This is a genomic window from Kribbella italica (assembly GCF_014205135.1).
In the GTDB taxonomy this organism is placed as follows: Bacteria; Actinomycetota; Actinomycetes; order Propionibacteriales; family Kribbellaceae; genus Kribbella; species Kribbella italica.
Map to the genome: position 1 here is coordinate 4,345,161 of NZ_JACHMY010000001.1, position 21,367 is coordinate 4,366,527.

A 21,367-nucleotide genomic window follows, 5' to 3' on the forward strand; every position below is an offset into this window, starting at 1 on the left:
TGGACGGCCCTTTCTGTCGCACCGACCGAGTTGCGGAACGCGGTTGTTCGGTTGCGGAACGTGCTGGAAACCTTGACGGGGCCTGTGACGGTCGGGTATCTCTTGCTGACAACGATGTCACACCGCCCGTGACAGCACCGCCCCGAAACGCTGCGGCGCCCCGCTCGCCCGCACGTCGTCCGCCGCCCTGGACGGCGTGTGCGGAGCGGGGTGCGGCCGCGTGGAGTGCACGGTGCCGTCCCGACGTCGAAGGACCGCCCGTGATGAAGCACCGTCGTATCGCTGCCGTCCTAGCCGGCTCCCTGATCACCGCGCTGGTCTCGACAGCGCTGGCCTCCGCAGTGCCGAGCCCTTCTCCCCAGTACGACGGACAGCCGACCACTGCCCCACCCAGCACCACTCCACCAGGCCTCAGAGCGCAGGAGACGCTAGGGCAGAGCCGGATCACCAGCAGCTCGCCCGACCCGACCGAGCACGTCGACCCGCTGATCGGTACGTCGAACCTCGGTGACGTCTTCCCCGGCGCGGTCACGCCGTTCGGGATGTTCTCGTTCAGCCCGGAGACCAGTCGCGGCAACCATTTCCGGACCGCCGCGCCCGGTGGCTACCTGTACGACGCGACGCGCATCCGCGGCTTCAGCCTGACCCACATGTCGGGCACGGGCTGCGCCGGCGGCTCCGGTGACATCCCCATCTTCCCGTACGCCGGTGCGGTGACCACCTCCCCGCAGACCGATGCCAAGGACGAGGTGTACGCCAGCACGTTCTCCCACGCCAACGAGACCGCCAAGCCCGGCTACTACAAGGTCGGCCTCGACTCAGGTGCCACCGCCGAGCTGGCCGCCACCACCCGCACAGGCTCCGCCACGTTCACCTTCCCCGCCGACAAGGCCAAGTCCCTCCTGTTCCGGACGGCGAACTCCGAGGTCGGCTCCAGCGACGCAGCGGTCACCATCGACCCGGCCAAGCGCACTGTCACCGGCTCGGTGACCAGCGGCAACTTCTGCGGCTACCTGGCGTCGGTAGGCCAGCGCAGCTACTACACGCTGCACTTCGTCGCCCAGTTCGACCAGCCGTTCGCCAACCACGGCACCTGGAAGGACGCGGCTGTCAGCCCGGGCAGTACGTCGGCCGGCGGCGGTTCGACGTACGGGCCGGACGGCTGGATGCCGGCGGGCAAGGGCTCCGGCGCCTACCTCGGCTTCGACAGCAGCACGGTCAACATGCGCATCGGCATCAGCTACGTCAGCAAGGCCAACGCGGCCGAGAACCTCGCCAAGGAGAACCCGCGCGGCCAGACACTGGCCAAGACGGCCGCCAAGGCCAAGCAGGCCTGGCGCGACCAGCTGAACCGGATCGAGATCACCGGCGGCGCCACCGCCGACCGGACCACCTTCTACACCGCGCTCTATCACGCCCTGCTGCACCCGAACGTGTTCAGCGACGTCAACGGCCAGTACTGGGGCTTCGACCATAAGGCGCACAAGCTGAGCCGCGGCCAGAAGAACCAGTACGCCACCTTCTCCGGCTGGGACGTCTACCGCTCGCAGGTCCAGCTGCTGGCTCTGCTGGAGCCGCAGCGCGCCGGCGACGTCGCCCAGTCCCTGCTCAACCAGGCCCAGCAGAACGACGGCATCTGGGACCGCTGGACCCACGCCTCCGGCAGTACGGCGGTGATGACCGGCGACCCGTCAGCGCCTGCCCTGGCGGGGATCCACGCGTTCGGCGGTACCAACTTCGATGTACGGACCGCGCTGAAGTCGCTGGTCAAGGCAGCGACCGTCCCGACGGCCAAAGATCTCAGTTCCCAAGGCAAGCCGGTGATGTCGATCGGGCAGCGCCCCTCGCTCGACAAGTACCTGGCGCTCGGCTACATCCCGACCAAGTCGAACGCCTGGGGCGGCGCGGTCGAGACGCTCGAGGACACCACCGCCGACTTCGCGCTGGCCGAACTGGCCTCCGCGATCGGTGATCGCAAGACCGCCGCCAAGTTCGTGAAGCGCTCGCAGTACTGGCAGAACGTCTTCAACCCCGAGAACGGCGGCTACATCCAGAACCGCGACGAGAACGGCGCCTGGCCCGCCTTCACGCCCGCCACGCAGGACGGCTTCGCCGAGGGCAGCAGCGCGCAGTACACGTGGATGATCCCGCACAACCGCGCCGGCCTGTTCGAGGCGATGGGCGGCAAGGACGTCGTGAACCAGCGGCTGGACGCGTTCTTCAAGGACGCCGACGGCAACTGGGCGCTGACCAAGTCCGGTGACCTGCACGCCGAGATGGACAACGAGCCGTCGATCAACACGCCGTGGATCTACAACTACAGCGGTCAGCCCTACAAGGCGCAGGAGACGCTGCGGCAGGCGATGACCCAGCTGTGGAACACGACCACCGGCGGCATCCCCGGCAACGACGACCTCGGCGCGATGTCGTCCTGGTACGTGTGGACCGCGCTCGGCCTGTACCCCGAGGTGCCGAGCCGCGCCGAGCTGCAGGTCGCGGCGCCGCTGTTCCCGCGCGCGGTGATCCACCGCGACAAGGGCCGGACGATCCGCATCAACGCACCGGGCGCGACGACGGCGACCAAGTACGTGCAGAGCCTGAAGGTCAACGGCCGTACGTCGACCAAGCCCTGGCTCGGCGCGAGCTTCGTCCAGCGCGGTGGCACGCTCGACTTCAAGGTCTCCGCCACAGCCAACCCGGCGTGGGGCTCGGCCGCGAAGGACGCGCCGCCGTCCTGGCGGACCGGTGAGATCCCGTTCCAGACCTCGACCGACATCGGCCGCCTGGTCGTCGCTCCGGGGACCACCTCCGAGCCCGTGACGATCAAGGCACACCGACTCAGCGGTACGGCGACCAGCGTCTCGTACACGGTGACAACCCCTGCCGGACTCACGGCCTCACCCGCGAGCGGCTCCTTCACCGTGGACCAGTCCGGCGGCGCACCCGTGCGCGTGACGGCCGCTGCCGGTACGCCGGACGGGCGCTACCCGGTCACGGTCGCGCCGAAGGCAGCCGACGGGACTGCGCTGCCGCGCCTCGGGTTCACTGTGGTGGTCGGGCAGCCGAACTCGTTCTCCGTGCTCCGCGAGGGTGTGGCGGCGTCGGACGATGCCAGTGACCACACCGAGGCGGACTTCGACGGCGGCGGCGTCAGCTACTCGCGGCAGGCGCTGGCCGCGGCTGGACTCACACCTGGTGGGACGGTGACGAAGGAGGGGCTCACCTTCGTTTGGCCCGGCGTACCGGTGGGTGAGCCGGACAACGTCCCGGCTGACGGGCAGGTGCTCGACCTGAACCTTCCGGCCGGGACGACGAAGCTGTCGTTCGTCGGGAGCGCGGTCAACGGCAACCAGGAGGGCAAGGCCACGCTGAAGTACGCGGACGGTACGACGAGCGAGGTGGACCTGTCGTTCAGCGACTGGACGCTGGGTGGTGGCGGCGACACCGTGCACTTCGGCAACCTGGTGGTCGCCTCCACGCCGTACCGGAACGAGTCCGGTGGTGGACGGGACAACGTGGCGACCCACCTTTTCGCCACCGCGCCGGTACCTGTTGCCGCGGGCAGGATTCCGGTTAGCGTGACGCTGCCGAAGAATCGCGACCTGCGGATCTTCACGCTGGCCACCGGTTGATCCCGAACCGCCCTGAAGGAGAACCACGATGAGAGCCACCAGCGTCATCGCCTGCGCCGCCCTGAGCGTCGCCGGCCTGCTCGCCACCACCGGTACGGCGCTGTCCGCGCCGGCCCCCGCCCCGGCACCGGCGGAGGCCCCGCTGCAGCTGGGAGTCCAGCCGGGCTCTGCCGAGGCCCCGCAGCCCGCCGCGGCGCAGGCGGGCAAGCCGACCACCCCGACCGGGACCACCACCGGCCCGTGCAAGTACACCGCGACGCCCGACGACCCGTCGCCGCGACCGGTGTCGCTGCCGCCGGACCCGACTCCGACTCCGTCGAAGGGCGTCGTACGGGTCCTCCTGGCCACCAACCAAGGGCCGGTCCTGCTCACGCTCGACCGCGCCAAGGCGCCGTGCACGGTGCAGAGCTTCCTGCACCTGGCCAAGAGCAAGTTCTACAACTTCACCACCTGCCACCGGCTCACGCTGTACCCGACCCTCAAGGTCCTCCAGTGCGGCGACCCGACGGGCTCCGGCGAGCGCGGTCCCGGCTACAGCTACAAGGACGAGCTCCCGACCGACCTGCCACTGTGGCCGAACGACCCGCCGACCAGCGTCGCGCGCCTGTACGCCCGCGGCACGCTGGCGATGGCCAACGCCGGCCCGAACACCAACGGCAGCCAGTTCTTCCTCACCTTCGGCGACTCCCGCCTCCGCCCCGACTACACCGTCTTCGGCACCATCGACCGCCTCGGCCTCAAGGTCCTCGACCGCGTCGCCGCCGCCGGCATCGTCCCCACCGCCGAAGACCCCGCCCCGGTCGACGGCGCCCCGAAGCGCAAGACCGACATCCTGCTCGCCCAGAAGCTGTTCTGACCGACGACGACAGCCCCACAGCTTCCTGCTGTGGGGCTGTTGTCATGCCCGCCGCTTGGGCACGTGCGGCTTGTACTGCGAAACCGTCGGATCCCCCGGGATCCAGAAGCGCCACGGGTTGTCGGCCGCCTCCCGCAACCCCACCCGCGGACCGGTCGACGGCACTCCGTCGAAACCCTCTCCGGGAAGCAGCCGTACGGCGGACTTCGGCGACAGCAGGTCGGTGCCGTTGGGCTCTCGACTGCTGATGCCCAAGGCAACACACAGCCGGGCCGGCCCCCGTGCCAGATCCCAGTCGGGGTTCCGAACCCGCCGCTTGGTGGGCAGCGCAGAGTTGAACTTCTCGACCACCGGCGCAACAGTCCCCCGGCGGGCCCGCGCCAGCTCAACGCCCTCGATCACCTCACCAGCACGGAACAACACCGCCGACGGCCGACCATCAGGCCCGACGCTGACGTTCATGCAGTAGTGCATGCCATACGTGAAGTACACGTACAAGAAGCCGGCCGGCCCGAACATCACCGCGTTGCGCGCAGTCTCGCCCCGGAAAGCATGCGACCCGGGATCGTTCGGCCCGTCGTACGCCTCGACCTCGGTGATGCGGACGGCGACGGTGCCCTCCTCGGTGGTCCGGCGGAGGACCCTGCCGAGGAGCCGAGGGGCGACCTCCAGCACCGGACAGGCCAGCTGAGTACGACGAACAGGCATGGCTGGACCCTACTGGCCGGGCGGTGGGGAGCTCAGGCGAGGCGTTCGGCGAAACGCAGCGCCTGGGCACGAAGCTCCACCAGCTGTTCGGCGACGCGATCCTTCGCGGTGCCGCCGCGGGCGTTACGCGAGGAGATGGAGCCTTCGACGGTGAGGACAGTGCGGACCTCAGAAGTCAAGTGCGGCGAGATCGCCGCAAGCTCGGCGTCGGTCAGATCCCACAGCTCGATCCCGCGCTTCTCGCACTCCTGCACACAAGCGCCGGCCAGCTCATGAGCAACCCGGAACGGCACCTTCTGGCGCACCAGCCACTCCGCGATGTCGGTCGCCAGCGAGAACCCCTGCGGCGCCAGCTCCTCCAGCCGCGCGGTGTCGAACACCAGCGTCCGGATCATCCCCGTGAACGCCGGCAGCAGCACCTCGAGCGTGTCGACGGAGTCGAAGACCGGCTCCTTGTCCTCCTGCAGGTCCCGGTTGTACGCCAGCGGCTGCGCCTTCAGCGTCGCCAGCAGGCCGGTCAGGTTGCCGATCAACCGGCCCGACTTGCCGCGGGCCAGCTCCGCGATGTCGGGGTTCTTCTTCTGCGGCATGATCGACGACCCGGTCGAGAACGCGTCGTCCAGCTTGACGAACCCGAATTCCTTGGTCGCCCAGAGAATGATCTCCTCCGCCTGCCGGGACAGGTCGACGCCGACCTGCGCGGTGACGAACGCGAACTCCGCGACGAAGTCCCGCGCCGACGTCCCGTCGATCGAGTTCGGCGAGGAGTTGGTGAAGCCGAGCTCGGTCGCCACGAACAGCGGGTCCAGCCCGAGCGACGATCCGGCCAGCGCACCCGCGCCGTACGGCGAGTCGGCCGCGACGCGCGCGTCCCACTCGGCCAGCCGCTCGAGGTCGCGGATCAGCGGCCAGGCGTGCGCGAGCAGGTGGTGCGAGAGCAGCACCGGCTGTGCGTGCTGAAGGTGCGTCCGGCCCGGCATCGCCACGCCGAGGTGCTTCTCGGCCTGGTCGGCGAGCGTGGTGATCTGGTCGAGCACGAGCCGCGCGATGATCCGGCCGTGCTCACGCAGGTAGCTGCGGAACAGCGTCGCGACCTGGTCGTTCCGCGAGCGCCCCGCCCGCAGCCGCCCACCGAGCTCAGCACCCAGGCGCTCCAGCAGACCCCGCTCGAGCGCGGTGTGCACGTCCTCGTCAGCCTCAGCGGGAAGAAAAGCACCGGACAGTACGTCGGCCAGCAGCTCGTCGAGCCCGCGGAGCATGCCCTCGAGGTCGTCGTCGGTCAGCAGCCCGGCGCGGTGCAGCACCTTCGCGTGCGCCTTCGACCCGGCGATGTCGTACGGCGCCAGCCGCCAGTCGAACTGGGTCGACTTGCTCAGCGCCGCCAGGGCGTCCGCGGGCCCTCCGGTGAACCGGCTGCCCCACAGGCTTTCTCCCGTACTCATCCAGCAATCCTCTCAAAACACCACGAAAACACGGTCGGTGGGGTCAGCTCAGACAGTTGCTAACAGCAACTAGCTGTGGTCCTTGTCGCTCCGCGCGGCCAGGCTCAGGAAACGCGCCGCGAGCGCCTCGCCGCCGACCGGGTTCCGCGACACGACCATCACGGTGTCGTCCCCCGCGATCGTCCCGAGCACGTCGTCGAGCCCGACATGGTCGATCGCCGACGCGAAGTACTGCGCGGCCCCCGGCGGCGTCCGCAGGATCACCAGGTTCGCACTGCCCTCCGCCGAGACCAGCAGCTCGGACGCGACGCGCGCCAGGCGGGCCTCGAACGCGGCCGCCTCGCCGGCGCGCGGGCTGCGATCCCCGCCCTCCCCCGGTACGGCGTACACGAGCTGGCCGATCGCGTCGCGGACCTTGACCGCGCCGATCTCCACCAGATCCCGTGACAACGTCGCCTGGCCCACGCCGAGCCCCGCCTCGGACAGCAGCTCGGCCAGCTCGGTCTGGGACCGCACCGGCTGACGACCCAGCAACTCCACGATCCGCTGCTGACGTGCGGTCTTCGTGGTCGGTGCGATCAGCCGCTGCTCGGCGCCGGTGGCGGCGATCGCCCGGCCGGTCGCGTCCGTGTCGTTCGGAGTCATGAGGAGAAGTTTCGGGCCAGGAGCCAGGAAAGCAAGGCTTTCTGGGCGTGCAGGCGATTCTCGGCCTCGTCCCAGACGACGGACTGCGGCCCGTCGAGCACCGCGGCGTCGATCTCCTTACCGCGGTACGCCGGCAGGCAGTGCAGCACGATCGCGTCGGCGTCGGCCTTCGCGATCAGCTGCTCGGTGACCGCGTACGGCACGAACGGCGCCTCCCGCTCCACGGCCTCTGTCTCTTGCCCCATCGACACCCAGGTGTCGGTGGCAACGACGTCCGCGCCCGAGACGGCTTCGGAGGCGTCGTCGGTCCAACTGACCGAGCCACCGGTCGTGGCGGCGATTTCCACGGCCTTGGCCAGGATCGCCGGGTCCGGCTGGTACTCCGCGGGCGAACCGATCGCCACGTGCATACCGGCGGTCGCGCCGCCCAGCAGGTACGAGTGGGACATGTTGTTCGCGCCGTCACCGAGGTACGCCAGCTTCAGCCCAGCCGTCTTGCCCTTGTGCTGCCGGACCGTCATCAGATCGGCGAGGATCTGGCACGGGTGGAACTCGTCGGTCAGCGCGTTGATCACCGGGACCTTCGACGCGCCGGCCATCTCCTCGATCCGGGTCTGTCCCGCCGTCCGCCAGACGATCGCCGCGACCTGCCGGTCGAGCACCCGCGCGGTGTCCGCGATCGGCTCACCCCGGCCGAGCTGCGAGGTCTGCGCGTCGATGATCAGCGGTACGCCGCCGAGATCGGCGATCCCCACCGCGAACGAGATCCGCGTCCGGGTCGAGGACTTGTCGAAGATCACCGCCACCGTCTGCGGCCCGGCCAACGGCTGATGCCCGAACCGGTCCCCCGCCAACTGCGCGGCCAGCGTCAGCACCTCGTCCTGCTCGACCGGGCTGAGGTCGTCGTCCCGCAGGAAGTGCCTGGTCATGGAACCTCCACCTTGTCGAGCAATGCCGGGAGTGCGGCAACAAAGCTGTCTGCGTCCGCCTTGGTCAGAATGTACGGCGGCGCCAGGCGCAACGCGTCGGGAATCGGGTTGTTGATCACGAACCCGGCCTCCATCGCGAGCGCCGCGATCTGGTCCGACACCGGCTGCGTCAGCTGGATCGCCAGCAACAAACCGCGACCGCGGACACCGCCGATCAGCGGGTGGTCCAACGCTTCGATCGCCGCGGCAAGGTGGTTGCCGATGGCACTCACGTTGGCCAGCAGACCGTCACGCTCGATCACAGTCAGAACAGCGAGCCCAGCGATCGAGGCCACCGGGTTCCCGCCGAACGTCGTCCCGTGGTTCCCCGGCTGCAACAGCTCCGACGCAGCCCCGAAGCCGAGGCACGCGCCGATCGGGATCCCCGCACCGAGGCCCTTGGCAACCGTCACCAGGTCCGGCACGATCCCCTCGGCCTGGAAGGCGAACCAGTCCCCCGTCCGCCCCACACCGGTCTGGATCTCGTCGATCCACAGCAACGCGCCGTGCTCCGACGTGATCCGCCGCGCCGCCTGGAGATAACCGGCAGGCGGTACGACGACGCCGTTCTCGCCCTGGATCGGTTCGAGCACGACCGCGGCCGTCTCGTCGTCGACGGCGGCCTCGAGCGCGGCGGCGTCGCCGTACGGGACGAAGGTGACGTCGCCGGGCAGCGGCGCGAACTGCTCGCGGTACGCCGGCTTCCAGGTGATCGCGAGCGCCCCCATCGTCCGGCCGTGGAAGGCGCCGACGGTGGAGACGATCTTGGTCCGGCCGGTCTTGCGGGTGATCTTGAACGCCGCTTCGTTCGCCTCGGTGCCGGAGTTGGTGAAGAACACCTTGCCGTCGGGCGCGTCGATCAGCGAGAGCAGCTTCTCGGCCAGCGCGATCTGCGGTGCGGAGGCGAAGAAGTTCGACACGTGGCCGAGCGTGGTGAGCTGACTCGTCACCGCGGACACGATGAACGGGTGCGCGTGGCCGAGCGAGTTCACCGCGAGGCCACCGAGCAGGTCGAGGTACTTCTTGCCGTCGGCGTCCCACAGGTAGGCGCCCTCACCGCGGACCAGCACCTTCTTCGGCGGGCCGAAGGTGTTCATCAGCGAGTGCGTGTAGCGCTCGGTGAGGGCGGCGCCGGTGGCTGACAGGTCACCGAGCTCAGCAGGCATGAGTTCAGTCATGACGGGATCACCTGGGTTCCACTTCCGGCGTCGGTGAAGATCTCCAGCAGCAACGAGTGCGGCACCCGGCCGTCGATCACGGTCGCCCGGGAGACGCCGGACTGGACCGCCCGCAGGCAGGCCTCCATCTTCGGCACCATGCCCGAGGCCAGCGACGGCAGCAGCTCGGCCAGCTCGGCGGCGTCGATCTGGGTGATGATGTCGTCGCTGTCCGGCCAGTTGCGGTACAGCCCGGCGACATCGGTCAGGACGACGAGCTTCTCGGCACCGAGCGCGACCGCCAGCGCGGACGCGGCGGTGTCGGCGTTCACGTTGTGGGCCTGGCCGTCCTCGTCCGGCGCGATCGTCGACACGACCGGGATCCGGCCGGCGTCGATCAGGTCGATCACGGCTTCGGGGCGGACGTCGACGACGTCGCCGACCAGGCCGATGTCGACCGCCTCGCCGTCGATCATCAGCCCGCGCCGCTCGGCGGTGAACAGCCCGGCGTCCTCACCGGACATCCCGACGGCGAACGGGCCGTGCGCGTTCAGCAGGCCGACCAACTCGCGGCCGACCTTGCCCACCAGGACCATGCCGACCACGTCCATCGCCTCGGGCGTGGTCACCCGCAGCCCACCGCGGAACTCGCTGTCGATGCCGAGCCGGCCGAGCATCTCGCTGATCTGCGGACCGCCGCCGTGCACGACGACGACCCGGACGCCGCAGTGCCGCAGGAAGACGATGTCGGACGCGAACGCCTGCTTCAGCTCGTCGTCGACCATCGCGTTGCCGCCGTACTTCACCACGATCGTCTTGCCGTGGAACTCCTTCAGCCACGGCAACGCCTCGGTCAGGACCGCGGCCTTCTCGACCGCGTTCGCCTGCGCCGCGGCCGCGCTGATCGTCACCGTTTTGGCGCCCTTCTCGATCGCGGTCACTTGGCCTCCCAGCTTGGATGAGGTGCACCACAAGGTTTTGGGGCCGCCCGTTCTGGACTGAGGAGGGAGGGAGCGCAGCGACCGACCGACGAGGGAAGAACGGGCGACAAAGCCCCAAAACCCGCGGCGACGAAGTCGACGCCAAAAGCACAGCTCACGACGAGTACGCCGAATTCTCTTCGACGTACGCGTGCGACAGGTCGGTGGTCAGGACCGTCGCCGACGCGTCGCCCGCGTGCAGGTCGATCACCACGTCGATCTCCAGCCCGGACAGGTCGGCCTCGGAGCGGTCGACGCCCTTGCCGCCGGCCACGCAGATCGCCGCGCCGTTCAGCGTGATGTCGAGCAGCTGCGGGTCGAACGCGGTCGGCGCGTTGCCGACCGCCATCGCGATCCGGCCCCAGTTCGGGTCGGCGGCGAAGAAGGCGGTCTTGCAGAGGTTGTCCTCGGCAACAACCTTCGCGGCGGCGACCGCCTCCGCCTCGGTGGCGGCGTTCTTCACGGTGATGCTGACGTGCTTGGTGACGCCCTCGGCGTCGGCCTGCAGCTGCTGGACCAGGTCGCCGGCCAGCGCGGTCAGCGCGGCTTCGAACTCCTCGGGCGTGACCGTGACCCCGGACGCGCCCGAGCTGAGCAGCAGCACGGTGTCGTTGGTCGACGTACCGCCGTCGACGTCGAGCCGGTTGAACGTCTTGCCGACCGCGTTGCGCAGGGCGTGGTCGAGGTGCGGCTGGTCCAGTACGGCGTCGGTGGTGATCACGCTCAGCATGGTCGCCATGTTCGGCGCGCACATGCCGGCGCCCTTGGCGAAACCGCCGATGCTCCAGCCGCCCTCGTGGGTCAGGAAAGCCTGCTTCGCCACGTTGTCCGTCGTCATCACCGCGGTCGCCGCGGCCAGGCTGTGCTCCGCGGTGTCGCCCAAAGCATCGACCACAGCCTTGAGTCCGGGCAGCAGCTTGTCCATCGGCAGCCGCTCACCGATCAGGCCGGTCGAGCAGACGCCGATCTCGCCCGCGCCGACGCCCAGGATCGAGGCCAGCTCCTCGGCAGTCTTGTGCGTGTCCTGAAATCCCTCGGGACCCGTGCACGCGTTCGCGCCGCCGGAGTTCAGTACGGCGGCCTTCAGCTTCCCGGCGGTCAGCACCTGCTGCGACCAGAGCACGGGCGCGGCCTTGACCTTGTTCGTGGTGAACACACCGGCCGCGGCGTACTCCGGGCCGTCGTTGAGCACCAGCGTCAGGTCGGGCTTGCCCGCGGGCTTGATCCCGGCGATCACTCCGGCCGCGCGGAAGCCGGCCGGCGCGGTGACTCCGGCGCTCCGATCGACCGAGGCGGACGGGGTGACGGTTGCGGTCACGGTGCTACTCCTACCAGGGGAAGGGCCAGGGTCTCGTCGAGACCGGCGGCCAGGTTCATGCACTGCACGGCGGCACCGGCGGTGCCTTTGGTGAGGTTGTCGAGAGCGGCCACGACGACGGCGCGGCCGGTGCGCTGGTCCAGGGCGAGCTGCAGGTGCACGGTGTTGGCGCCCAGGGTGGCCTGGGTCTGCGGCCACTGGCCCTCGGGCAGCAGGTAGATGAACGGCTCGTCGGCGTACGCCTGCTCGTAGACGGCGCGGAGCTGCTCGATCGTGGTGCCTTCGGTGACCGGCGCGCTGGCGGTCGCGAGGATGCCGCGGGCCATCGGCGCGAGCACCGGGGTGAAGGAGACGCTGACCGGGCCGTCGGTGTGCGGCGCGAGGTTCTGCTCGATCTCCGGAGTGTGCCGGTGCACGCCGCCGACGCCGTACGCGCTGGCCGAGCCCATCACCTCGGCGCCGTGCAGGTTCGGCTTGGGACCCTTGCCCGCTCCCGACGTACCGCTGACAGCGACCACCACCAGTTGGGCGCTGTCGACCAGACTTGCCTGGACGGCGGGGAGCAGGGCAAGGGTGGACACGGTGGGGTAGCAGCCCGGTACGGCGACGCGGTTGGCGCCGCGGAGCTTCTCGCGCTGACCGGGAAGCTCGGGCAGGCCGTACGGCCAGTGGCCGGCGTGCTTGCCGCCGTAGAACTCGACCCAGGCCTCGGAGTCGACCAGCCGGAAGTCCGCGCCGCAGTCGATCACGGTGACGTTGTCGCCGAGCTGCTCGGCGATTTCGGCGGACTGTCCGTGCGGGAGCGCCAGGAACACGATGTCGTGCCCGGCCAGCGTCGCCGCGGAGGTCTCCTCGAGCACCCGGCCGGCCAGCGGCGTCAGGTGCGGATGGTGCTGCCCCAGGGTGGACCCGGCGTTGCCGCCCGCGGTCAGCGCCCCGATCTCCACCTCCGGGTGCGTCGAGAGCAGCCGGAGCAGCTCTCCCCCGGCGTACCCACTGGCCCCTGCGACCGCGACCCTCAGCGTCATGTGAATGAGTATGTCAGACGACGCATGAATATCCAACCCTGTTCTGATGTCACATCACTGTAGGCCAGGCGTGTCAGGCCGGTGAGCGAAGGAGGTCGGCGATGGCACGGATCAGGTTGGAGCACCGGCGAACCGGGCTGGTGCGGATGATGGAGTGGTACAGCAGGCGGAAGTACGGGCAGGTGCTGGACCCGGGCAAGGTGGCACTGCACCATCGCGGCGTGCTGACGACCATGATGGTGATGGAGGGGTCGGCGGCGCGGTGGAAGGGGCTGGACCCGACGCTGAAGGCGCTGGCCACGATGGTGGTGAGCGCGGAGATCGGGTGCAGCTGGTGCATGGATTTCGGCTTCTGGGAGTACCACCACCAGAAGGTGGATCGAGCCAAGCTGCGGGATGTGCCACAGTGGCGGGACAGTGACGTCTACTCGGACCTGGAGCGCGCGGTGATGAGCTACGCGGTGGCGGCGACGGCGACTCCGCCGGCGGTGACGGACGAGCAGGTCGAGCGGTTGCTCGAGGACCTGTCCGAGGCCGACCTGGTCGAGCTGACCGCGCAGATCTCGCTGGAGAACTACCGGTCCCGGATCAACGCGTCGCTCGGGCTGACCAGCCAGGGGTTCAAGGAGACCTGCGAGTTGAGGCCCGCGTGAGCGACGCGGAGCTGGCCGCGGAGTTCGACGAGCACCGGTCGGTGCTCGTCGGTGCGGCGTACCGGGTGGTCGGGAGTGTGACCGACGCGGAGGACGTCGTCCAGGAGACCTGGCTGCGCTGGTCCGCGGCGGATCGGACCGAGGTGCGCGAGGTCCGCGCGTACCTGATCCGCATCACCACCCGGCTCGCGCTGAACCGGCTCCGCCAGCAGAAGTCCCGACGGGAGAACTACGTCGGCCCGTGGCTGCCCGAGCCGATCGTGGCGACGCCGCAGGAGCAGGACCCGGCGGCCATCGCCGAGGTGGCGGACTCGGTGTCGATGGCGATGCTCGTCGTCCTGGAGACGCTGTCGCCGTTGGAGCGGGCCGCGTTCGTACTGCGTGAGGTGTTCGACCTGCCGTTCGCGGAGATCGGTGACACGCTCGGCCGGTCCGAGGCCGCCGTACGGCAGCTCGCGCACCGCGCGCGGGAGCATGTGCACGCGCGGCAGCCGCGCCACCGGGTCGACAAGGCGCGGCACCAGGAGCTCACCGACCGGTTCATGGCGGCGTCCGCGTCCGGCGACTTCGAGCAGGTCGTCGCCATGCTCGCGCCGGACGTCGAGCTCATCAGCGACGGCGGCGGCAAGCGGCGCGCCGCCCTCCGGCCGATGTACGGCGCCGACAAGGTCGGCCGCTGGCTCGTCGCGGTGGTCAACTCCCCGGAGACCGCCGGGATGGAGTTCGGCACCACCGAGCTCAACGGCGAGATCGCCTACCTGGCCTACAACGGCAACACGGTCGACACCGCCGGCTTCCTGCAGCTCGACGAGCACGGCCTGATCAGCCACATCTACGTCGTCCGCAACCCGGACAAGCTCACCGGGGTTCCAACTCGGGACCAACTAGGCTAGGTGCAACCCAGTCGCATCTAGGAGGTTCTGGTGGAATACGTCGTGATCGAAGCGGACGCGGTGTCGGATCCCGGGTTGCGGGCGGATCTGCTGGACACCTGGATCGCGGCGACGGACGCCGGGGGCAGCGTCGGCTTCACCGCGCCGGCACCGGTGCACCTGGTCGCCGACACGCTGGACCTGGCGCTGGAGCGGGTGGCGGCCGGGCGTGATCTGCTCGGCGTACTGCACAACGGCGATCGGTACGTCGGCATGGGACTGCTGGTCGCCAACAGCGGGCAGCTCAGCTCGCACTGGCGGACGGTGCTGCGAGTGATGGTCCACCCGAAGTACCAGGGCGGCGGCGCCGGGCGGCGGCTGATGGACGGGCTGCGCTCGTCGGCCGAGCACCTCGGCCTGGAGCAGCTGATGCTCACCATCCGCGACGGCGGCCTGGACGCCTTCTACACGAAGCTCGGCTACCGCGTCGTGGGCAGCCACCCCCGCGCGGTCCGCGTCGCCCCGGACGACTACCGCGACGAGATCATGCTGGTCACGGACCTGAGACGCTCCTAGAACGAAATGTCGAGGGACGACGGCTCGCCCCGACGTCCCGGGCGTCCGACCGACCACGAAGGAGCCTGCGATGCGCGATCTGATCGTCACCGAGAACATCACCCTCGACGGAGTCGTCGAGGCCAGCGACGACTGGTTCCTGGTGTACGACGCCGGAGCCGACACCAGCGACCTGCTCGAGGTGAGCCGGCAGCACAGTGCGGCGGCCGACGCGTTCCTGGTCGGCCGCGAGACCTTCGAGTCGATGCGTGGGTTCTGGCCTGAGCAGACCGATGACAAGACCGGCATCACGCAGTACCTGAACGAGGTGCAGAAGTACGTCGTGTCCAGCACGCTCCAGGACCCCGGGTGGGAGCCCACGACGGTCCTGCGTGGGTGCGACGAGGTTGCTGGCGTCAAGGAGCAGCCGGGCAAGGACATCACCGTCACCGGGAGCATTGGCCTCGTGCAGGAGCTGGCGGAGCGGAAGCTGGTCGACGAGTACCGGCTGTTCGTCTACCCGGTGACGGCCGGGCACGGGCGGCGGCTGTTCGAGGACGGGCGGGAGCTGCGGCGGTTCGCGCTGGTGGAGACGCGGGCGTTCAGCCCCGGCGTGGTGCTGCTGCGCTACCGGACGAAGTGAAGCGAGGCCGGGTCCTGCTCCTCAGCGGGACCCGGCCTTGCTGCTCTGGGGTCAGCGGCGTCGGCGCAGCAGAGTGAGGCCGAGGGCTGCGAGCAGGCCGCCCATGGTCAGGATGATCGCCGGCGGGCCGCCGGTGTCCGGAAGCGTTGCGGCCGCGGGTGCCGCGCCGCCCGGCTGGTCGGCCGGCGGCTGCCCGCCGACGGCGATCTTCAGGTGGGACTCGACGGTACGGCCGTCCGAATCGGTGACTCGGTAGGCCGCCTTGGCGATGCCCGAGAACGTTCGCTCCGGGACCAGGCGGATCGTGCCGTCGGGGAGGACCGTCCACACGCCGACGTTCGGTACGGCGAGACGCGGCACGCAGGTGGCCGTTCCGGTGGCAAGGCAAACGGTCGTGGGGATCCACGAAGCGCCCTCGGTCGCCGTGTCGTTCAGCAGCGGGTTGACGACGACCGGGTTGCCCGGCGTCGACGTCCCGCCGTCCGGCGACGCCTTCGCGCTCAGCGGCGCCGTCACCGTGATCTCCAGCCGGGCGGTGTCCGACGTCCCGTTCTTGTCGGTGACCCGGTAGCCCACCGCACGCGTCGTACCGCTGAATCCGCCGGCAGGGTTGAAGGTCACCGTCCCGGCCGCGGCGACCGTGAACGTCCCCTCCCCCGGGATCGTCACCGTCTTCTTGTCCTTGCCGTCCACCGGATCCCGGACGACCACCGACCCCGGAACCAGCACCGCCGACGCGTCACCGGGCTTGTCGTTGTCCAGCACCGGAACCACCACGGCCTTCCCGTACGCCGTCCGCGCGCTGTCGTCGACGGCGACCGGCCGAACCGGCAGCACCGTCACCGCGACGGTCGAGCGCGCCGCGTTCCGGTTGCTGTCCTTCACCTCGTACTGCGTCGGCCGGCTCGTCCCCGTGAACGTCGCCACCGGGCTGAACGTGAGCTTGCCCTCAGCAACCACCAGCGTGCCCTGCCCGGGAATCGTCACCCGGCCGACCAGGTCCCCGTCCAACCCCACCAGCAGCAACGACGCCGGGTCGAGCTTTGCCCCCGGACCAGGCTTGTCGTTGGTCAGCGGATCGACGACAACCGCCACACCCTGCTTCGTCTTCACCCGATCAGGCTGCGCGACCGGCTTGGCCTCGACCGTCACCGTCACCGTCGCCGTACCGATACTGCCGTTCTTGTCGCTCACCTGGTACTTCACCGGCGTCACCGAGCCCGTCGAACCGCCCTCCGGCACCAGCCGCACTCCCCCATCGGGCTGCGCCGTCCACACTCCCTGCCCGGCGACCCGAAGCGACGACACGGCATCGCCGGTCGCCGGATCGACCACCCGCACCGACGACGGCACCAGCGGCGCGCTCGGATCGCCGGCCTTGTCGTTGCCGAGCACCGGCACGGAGACCGGAGTGTCGTACGCCGTGGTCGCAGCGTCGTCGACCGCCACCGGCTCGATCCGCGTCACCGTCACGGTCGCCGTCGCGGCGGCCTTGTTCCCACTCGTGTCGGTCACCTGATACCCGACAGCGCTCCGCCCGCTGAACGCGGCGACCGGCTTGAACGTGATCGCGCCCGTCACGGCGTCGACCTCGAACGTCCCCTGCCCCGCGATCGTCACCTTCCGCTCCCAGACGCGGATCGACGAGGTGCCGTAGAGCTGGACCGACGTCTTCTCCAGCTCCGCCGCCGTCCCCGGCACGTCGTTGGCCAGCGGGTCGAACGTCACCTCGCCGTTCTGCTTGGTCGTGACGCTGTCCGGCTTCGCCTCCGGCCCCTTCCCGACGGTGAGGAACAGCAGCCCTTCGGCGGTCGTCCCGTTGTCGTCGGTGATCCGGTACGTCGCCGGTGTCGTCACCCCTTGGTAGCCCTTGACCGGCGTGAAGGTCACCCGCCCGGTCTTGTCGGCGACGTACGTCCCCTCGCGCGGCTGCGTCACCTTCGCCCGGTACACCCCGTCCGCGGGATCCTTCAGCAGCAGGCTCCCGGCGACCAGCGGCGCACTCGGATCGCCCGGCTTGTCGTTCGCCAGGACGTCGACCGTGATCGCCTGGCCGAACGGCGTGATCGCCGAGTCGTCGGCCGTGAACGGGTCGATCGGCGTCGTGCTCAGCAGCAACGTCGCGGTCGCGGTCGTCTTGTTGCTGTCGGCAACGAGATAGGTGATCGCCCGGCCCTTGCCCCGGAACGTCGGCAGCGGATCGAAGATCACCGCCCCGCCGTCCTGCACGGTGTACGTACCCTGCCCGGCCACGGTCACCGACCGCGCGAAGTCCGACCGCGCCGACGCTTCCCGCAGTACGACGGACGCCGGATCCAGTCGCGCGTCCGTCCCCGGGCTGTCGTTGCTCAGCACGTTGACCGTCACGGTCACGTCCTGCAGCGTCGACGCCGTGTCCGGCCGCGCGATCGGCGGCGCCCCGACGGTGACCCGCAGCACCGCGGTCGCGAGCGTCCCGTTGTCGTCGGCCACCTGATAGGTCAGGTCCGTCGCCGACCCGCTGAACCCGGCCGCCGGATCGAAGACCACCACCCCGTCGCGAGCGGTGAAGACTCCTTGCCCCTTCACGGTCACCGACGGCTTGAACACCCCGTCGGCCGCGTCCTCGAGCCGCAGACTCCCCGGCACCAGCGGCGCGGTCGGATCCCCGGCCTTGTCGTTGCCCAGCACCTTCAGCGTGACGGCCCTGTCGTACGGCGTCGAAGCGCTGTCGTCCGTCGCGACCGGCGTCACCGGCGTGACGGTCACCGCGATCGTCGACCGCGTCGCCTGGTCGAACCAGTCCGAGACCCGGTACCGCAGCGTGGTCGCCGTCCCCGTGAACGACGGGATCGGGTCGAACGCCACGGTCCCGTCCGGATCCACGGTCCACCGGCCCTGCCCCGGAACCGTGACCACCTTGCGCAGCGAGCCGTCGGCCGGATCGATCAGCACCAGGCTGAGCGGATCGAGCCCGGTGCCCGGCCCGGCGAGATCGTTGGCGAGGGCATCGAGTTGCAGCGTCACGTCCTGCGGCGTCCGGCCGGTGTCGGGTTTCGCGACCGGCGGTACGGGCTTGGCGATCGTGACCGTCAGGGCCGCGCCGGCCGGCGTACCGTTCACGTCGGAGACCGTGTACGCGAGCGGCGTCGCGACTCCCGTGAACGACGGCAGCGGGTCCACGTCGACGGTGCCGTCCGGCTTGGCGGTGAAGGTCGCCTCGCCGGCGACGACCACGACCTGACGCGGCACCTCGCCGATCGGGTCGATCAGCCGCACACTGGTCGGCACCAGCGGCAGCGCCGGATCGCCCGCGGTGTCGTTGGCCAGCACCTTGACCGTCACGTTCGTGTCGTACGCCGTACTCGCGGTGTCGTCGGTCGCGTCGGGCTGGACCCGGGTGACCTCGACGCTCAGCGTGGCCGTGCCGATCGCCTTGTTGCCGTCGGCCACCTGGTACCTGACCGGTGTCGCCTTGCCGTGGAACGCCGGCAGCGGTTCGAAGAGGATCCGCCCGTCGGGGCGGGTCGAGTACTTGCCCTGGCCCGGGATCTGCAGCGTGGTCCCCGCCTCGCTCCGCCCGGCGGTCGGGAACAGCCGCAGACTCTCGGGATCCAGCGCGGAGCCGGTCGGACCAGGCTTGTCGTTGCCCAGCACCGACGCGTACGCCGGAGTGCCCTGCAGCGTCGTCAGGGTGTCCGGGTTCGCCACCGGCGGCCCCGGGGCGTCGACGCTGACCACGAGTTGCGCGCGGGCGGCGGTCCCGTTCTTGTCCAGCACCCGATAGGTCAGCGCGGTCGTGCTGCCCTGGAACCTGTCCGCCGGCGCGAAGGCGATCTTGCCCTCGGTCACCTGGAACTCGCCCTGCCGCGCGACGGCGACCTTGCTCACCAGCTTGCCGGACCCCGGCTCGACGAGCAGCAGCGACGCCGGGTCGAGCGGAGCGTCCGGCGACCCGGGTTCGTCGTTGTCGAGCACCGGGACCACGGCGTTGGTGTCGAACGGCGTACTCACCGAGTCACCGAGCGCCTTCGGCGTGACCGGCGTGACGGTGACGACCAGCGTCGACTCGGTCAGCTGGCCGGTGCTGTCGGCGACCCGGTACCCGATCGTGGTCGCGACGCCGGTGAACCGCGGCAGGGGGACGAAGTCGACGCCGCCGTCGGGCTTGACCGTGTAGCTGCCTTCCCCCCGCACGACGACCTTCTTCTTGAAGGCCGGATCCTCCTTGGCCGTGCCGCCGGCCGGGTCGCGCAGTTCCACGGTCTTCGGGTCGAGGGTGACGCCCGGCGCGGCCTTGTCGTTGGCCAGCGGGGTGATCCCGAGGCTGACGTTCTGCGCGGTGGTCGCGCTGTCGGGCGTGGCGACCGGCCTGGCCGGCAGCTCGACCGTCACGGTCAGCGTCGCCTTGGCGGTCGCGCCGTTGCTGTCGGCAACGCGGTAGGTGACCGGCTCGGCGACACCGACGAAGCCCGGCACCGGGTCGAAGTCGATCCGGCCGTCCGGCTTGGCGACGTACTTGCCGCGGCCGACGACGTTGACCATCTGGCGACAGGCCGCACCGTCGATCAGGCACAGCGAGCTCGGCTGCAGCGGCGTGCTCGGGTCGCCCGCCTTGTCGTTGCCCAGGACATCGGTCGTGACACCGGTGTCGTACGGCGTACTGGCGGTGTCGTTCACCGCGACCGGCGGAGGCGGCGGGGCGATCGCGAGCGGGTAGTCCTCGACCTCGCCGGAGTCGGCCGCGCCGGTCGGCTTCTCGACCTGGGCGGCCGTGTACCCGGCGCGGATCCGCGCGGTGGTGAGCCCGGCCGGCCCGAGCTTGGCGAACTTCGCCCAGCTCAGCTGGGTCTCGCCCTGCCCGGCCGCGAAACTCGAGCAGGCCCGCTCGACGGCCTCGAAGGTGCCGTTGCGATTCAGGTCGATCCAGCCACAGACCTCGCCGGGCTTCGACGCGCCGGTCAGCGCGACCGGCACCGCGTACGACGTGGCGCTGGTGAGCAGCGGCCCGAAGGTGACCCCGTCGTCGGCCTGGTCAGAGACCGTCGGCCCGGTCTTCGCGTTGGCGACGGCCGCGTTGTCCTCGGTCGCGTCGGCGCCGATCCGCAGGTCACTGAGCACCGACCAGGCGGCGCCGTACGACGACGGCGCGTCGCCGAAGTCCTCGCCGACCGAGGCGACGATCGAGAAGGCGTCGGCCGAGGTCTTGGTGTTGAAGGCGGGCAGCTTCGGGTGCCTGGTGAAGAGCGCGGTCAGGTCGAAGCTGAGCTCCTTGGCGATGCCGTTCACCTGGACCGAGCCGCAGGCCGCGGTCGCGGTGGAGTCGAGGCCGTCGCCGGTGTCGGTGTTCACGCAGTTCGGGCCGGCGTCGTGGTTCGCGGCGGTGATCGTGTCGCTGGTGACGGCGAGGTTGTTACCCTGGCCCACCTTCCGGAGGCTGACGCCGGGCGTGCCGAGCGTGAGCACGGTGTGCAGCTCGGACTGGCCGCGCGGCTGCCCGTTGACGCTCTGGGTGGACGCGCCGCCGATCCCGGCGAGGTGCAGGACCGGGTTGCGGACCGGCTGCGAGAAAGTGATCGTCAGGGCGCCACGGTTGCCGCAGCTGCCGGTGGCCGCGCAGTCGCCGGTGTTGACCAGGAGGTCCTGCGCCGGCGTGGTCCGCGCGACGGCCGGCCGGAAGGTGTCCGCGGCCGCGCCGTGGTCACCGACGGTCGTTGCGTCGAGCAACTCGGTCCGGCCGGTGACGGCGATCGTCTGGGTCAGGCCGGAGCCGGGCATGGTCGCCGTGGCGGTTTGGCTGAAAGGTGCCGAGGGCACCTGGTAGCCGGCCGCGGGCGTCACCGCGCCCAGCACCGCCGAGGTCAGCAGAATCGCCAGTACCGGTCGGGAAACTCCCGAGCTCCTGCCCACAGTTCCGCCCCTCCCCAAAAC

The 21,367-nt window shown here is 70.2% G+C and carries 15 protein-coding genes; 6 read left to right on the forward strand and 9 right to left on the reverse strand.

The window, feature by feature from the left end; genetic code table 11:
• Window positions 1–263: 263 nt before the first annotated feature.
• Both HDA39_RS20060 and HDA39_RS20065 read left to right on the forward strand, forming a co-directional pair.
• Entirely contained in the window at window positions 264–3,632 is a 3,369-nt protein-coding gene (locus HDA39_RS20060; protein WP_202893064.1) for a GH92 family glycosyl hydrolase, read from the forward strand.
• 28 nt (window positions 3,633–3,660) lie between these two features.
• A complete protein-coding gene (locus tag HDA39_RS20065; protein WP_202893065.1) occupies window positions 3,661–4,488 on the forward strand; it encodes a peptidylprolyl isomerase in 828 nt (275 codons plus the stop codon).
• A gap of 42 nt (window positions 4,489–4,530) precedes the next feature.
• On the opposite strand, the gene HDA39_RS20070 is transcribed toward HDA39_RS20065, so the two are convergent.
• The 8 genes from HDA39_RS20070 to argC all read right to left on the reverse strand — a co-directional run bounded on the left by HDA39_RS20070 (window position 4,531) and on the right by argC (window position 12,734).
• Entirely contained in the window at window positions 4,531–5,196 is a 666-nt protein-coding gene (locus HDA39_RS20070) for a DNA-3-methyladenine glycosylase (protein ID WP_184797237.1), read from the reverse strand.
• Between the two features lie 32 nt (window positions 5,197–5,228).
• Window positions 5,229–6,638 (reverse strand): argininosuccinate lyase, encoded by a 1,410-nt coding sequence (gene argH, locus HDA39_RS20075; protein ID WP_184797239.1) that lies wholly within the window; start codon window positions 6,636–6,638, stop codon window positions 5,229–5,231.
• A 69-nt stretch (window positions 6,639–6,707) separates the two neighbouring features.
• The gene (locus tag HDA39_RS20080; RefSeq protein ID WP_273482022.1) at window positions 6,708–7,283 is read right to left on the reverse strand and encodes an arginine repressor; all 576 of its coding nucleotides are present in this window, start codon (window positions 7,281–7,283) and stop codon (window positions 6,708–6,710) included.
• Window positions 7,280–8,212 carry an ornithine carbamoyltransferase gene (gene argF / locus HDA39_RS20085; protein WP_184797241.1) on the reverse strand — a complete coding sequence of 311 codons (933 nt, stop codon included), beginning with the start codon at window positions 8,210–8,212 and terminating at the stop codon, window positions 7,280–7,282. Before argF ends, HDA39_RS20080 begins: the two co-directional genes overlap by 4 nt.
• Window positions 8,209–9,429 carry an acetylornithine transaminase gene (locus tag HDA39_RS20090; protein WP_184797243.1) on the reverse strand — a complete coding sequence of 407 codons (1,221 nt, stop codon included), beginning with the start codon at window positions 9,427–9,429 and terminating at the stop codon, window positions 8,209–8,211. Before HDA39_RS20090 ends, argF begins: the two co-directional genes overlap by 4 nt.
• Window positions 9,426–10,319 (reverse strand): acetylglutamate kinase, encoded by an 894-nt coding sequence (argB, locus tag HDA39_RS20095; protein WP_184806331.1) that lies wholly within the window; start codon window positions 10,317–10,319, stop codon window positions 9,426–9,428. The genes HDA39_RS20090 and argB overlap by 4 nt, the downstream gene beginning before the upstream one ends.
• A gap of 184 nt (window positions 10,320–10,503) precedes the next feature.
• The gene (argJ, locus tag HDA39_RS20100) at window positions 10,504–11,706 is read right to left on the reverse strand and encodes a bifunctional glutamate N-acetyltransferase/amino-acid acetyltransferase ArgJ (protein ID WP_184797245.1); all 1,203 of its coding nucleotides are present in this window, start codon (window positions 11,704–11,706) and stop codon (window positions 10,504–10,506) included.
• The gene (argC, locus tag HDA39_RS20105) at window positions 11,703–12,734 is read right to left on the reverse strand and encodes an N-acetyl-gamma-glutamyl-phosphate reductase (protein ID WP_184797247.1); all 1,032 of its coding nucleotides are present in this window, start codon (window positions 12,732–12,734) and stop codon (window positions 11,703–11,705) included. Before argC ends, argJ begins: the two co-directional genes overlap by 4 nt.
• Before the next feature lie 101 nt (window positions 12,735–12,835).
• Between argC and HDA39_RS20110 the strand changes: the two genes are divergently transcribed.
• The 4 genes from HDA39_RS20110 to HDA39_RS20125 all read left to right on the forward strand — a co-directional run bounded on the left by HDA39_RS20110 (window position 12,836) and on the right by HDA39_RS20125 (window position 15,457).
• Window positions 12,836–13,387: a carboxymuconolactone decarboxylase family protein gene (locus HDA39_RS20110; protein ID WP_184797249.1), complete on the forward strand. Its 552-nt coding sequence runs from the start codon at window positions 12,836–12,838 to the stop codon at window positions 13,385–13,387.
• Window positions 13,384–14,280: an RNA polymerase sigma-70 factor gene (locus tag HDA39_RS20115; protein ID WP_184797251.1), complete on the forward strand. Its 897-nt coding sequence runs from the start codon at window positions 13,384–13,386 to the stop codon at window positions 14,278–14,280. The genes HDA39_RS20110 and HDA39_RS20115 overlap by 4 nt, the downstream gene beginning before the upstream one ends.
• Window positions 14,281–14,310: 30 nt before the next feature.
• Window positions 14,311–14,835 (forward strand): GNAT family N-acetyltransferase, encoded by a 525-nt coding sequence (locus HDA39_RS20120; RefSeq protein ID WP_184797253.1) that lies wholly within the window; start codon window positions 14,311–14,313, stop codon window positions 14,833–14,835.
• 70 nt (window positions 14,836–14,905) lie between these two features.
• Window positions 14,906–15,457, forward strand: coding sequence for a dihydrofolate reductase family protein (locus HDA39_RS20125; protein ID WP_184797255.1), 552 nt, complete (start codon window positions 14,906–14,908; stop codon window positions 15,455–15,457).
• Window positions 15,458–15,508: 51 nt separating this feature from the next.
• Here HDA39_RS20125 and HDA39_RS20130 read toward each other — a convergent pair whose 3' ends face one another.
• Window positions 15,509–21,346 carry an Ig-like domain-containing protein gene (locus HDA39_RS20130; RefSeq protein ID WP_184797256.1) on the reverse strand — a complete coding sequence of 1,946 codons (5,838 nt, stop codon included), beginning with the start codon at window positions 21,344–21,346 and terminating at the stop codon, window positions 15,509–15,511.
• Window positions 21,347–21,367 lie beyond the last annotated feature (21 nt).

Bases quoted from the DNA above. Each gene is read 5' to 3' on its own strand.
- HDA39_RS20060 (WP_202893064.1), top strand. From the start codon at position 264: ATGAAGCACCGTCGTATCGCTGCCGTCCTAGCCGGCTCCCTGATCACC.
- HDA39_RS20065 (WP_202893065.1), top strand. From the start codon at position 3,661: ATGAGAGCCACCAGCGTCATCGCCTGCGCCGCCCTGAGCGTCGCCGGC.
- HDA39_RS20070 (WP_184797237.1), bottom strand. From the start codon at position 5,196: ATGCCTGTTCGTCGTACTCAGCTGGCCTGTCCGGTGCTGGAGGTCGCC.
- argH (WP_184797239.1), bottom strand. From the start codon at position 6,638: ATGAGTACGGGAGAAAGCCTGTGGGGCAGCCGGTTCACCGGAGGGCCC.
- HDA39_RS20080 (WP_273482022.1), bottom strand. From the start codon at position 7,283: ATGACTCCGAACGACACGGACGCGACCGGCCGGGCGATCGCCGCCACC.
- argF (WP_184797241.1), bottom strand. From the start codon at position 8,212: ATGACCAGGCACTTCCTGCGGGACGACGACCTCAGCCCGGTCGAGCAG.
- HDA39_RS20090 (WP_184797243.1), bottom strand. From the start codon at position 9,429: ATGACTGAACTCATGCCTGCTGAGCTCGGTGACCTGTCAGCCACCGGC.
- argC (WP_184797247.1), bottom strand. From the start codon at position 12,734: ATGACGCTGAGGGTCGCGGTCGCAGGGGCCAGTGGGTACGCCGGGGGA.
- HDA39_RS20110 (WP_184797249.1), top strand. From the start codon at position 12,836: ATGGCACGGATCAGGTTGGAGCACCGGCGAACCGGGCTGGTGCGGATG.
- HDA39_RS20125 (WP_184797255.1), top strand. From the start codon at position 14,906: ATGCGCGATCTGATCGTCACCGAGAACATCACCCTCGACGGAGTCGTC.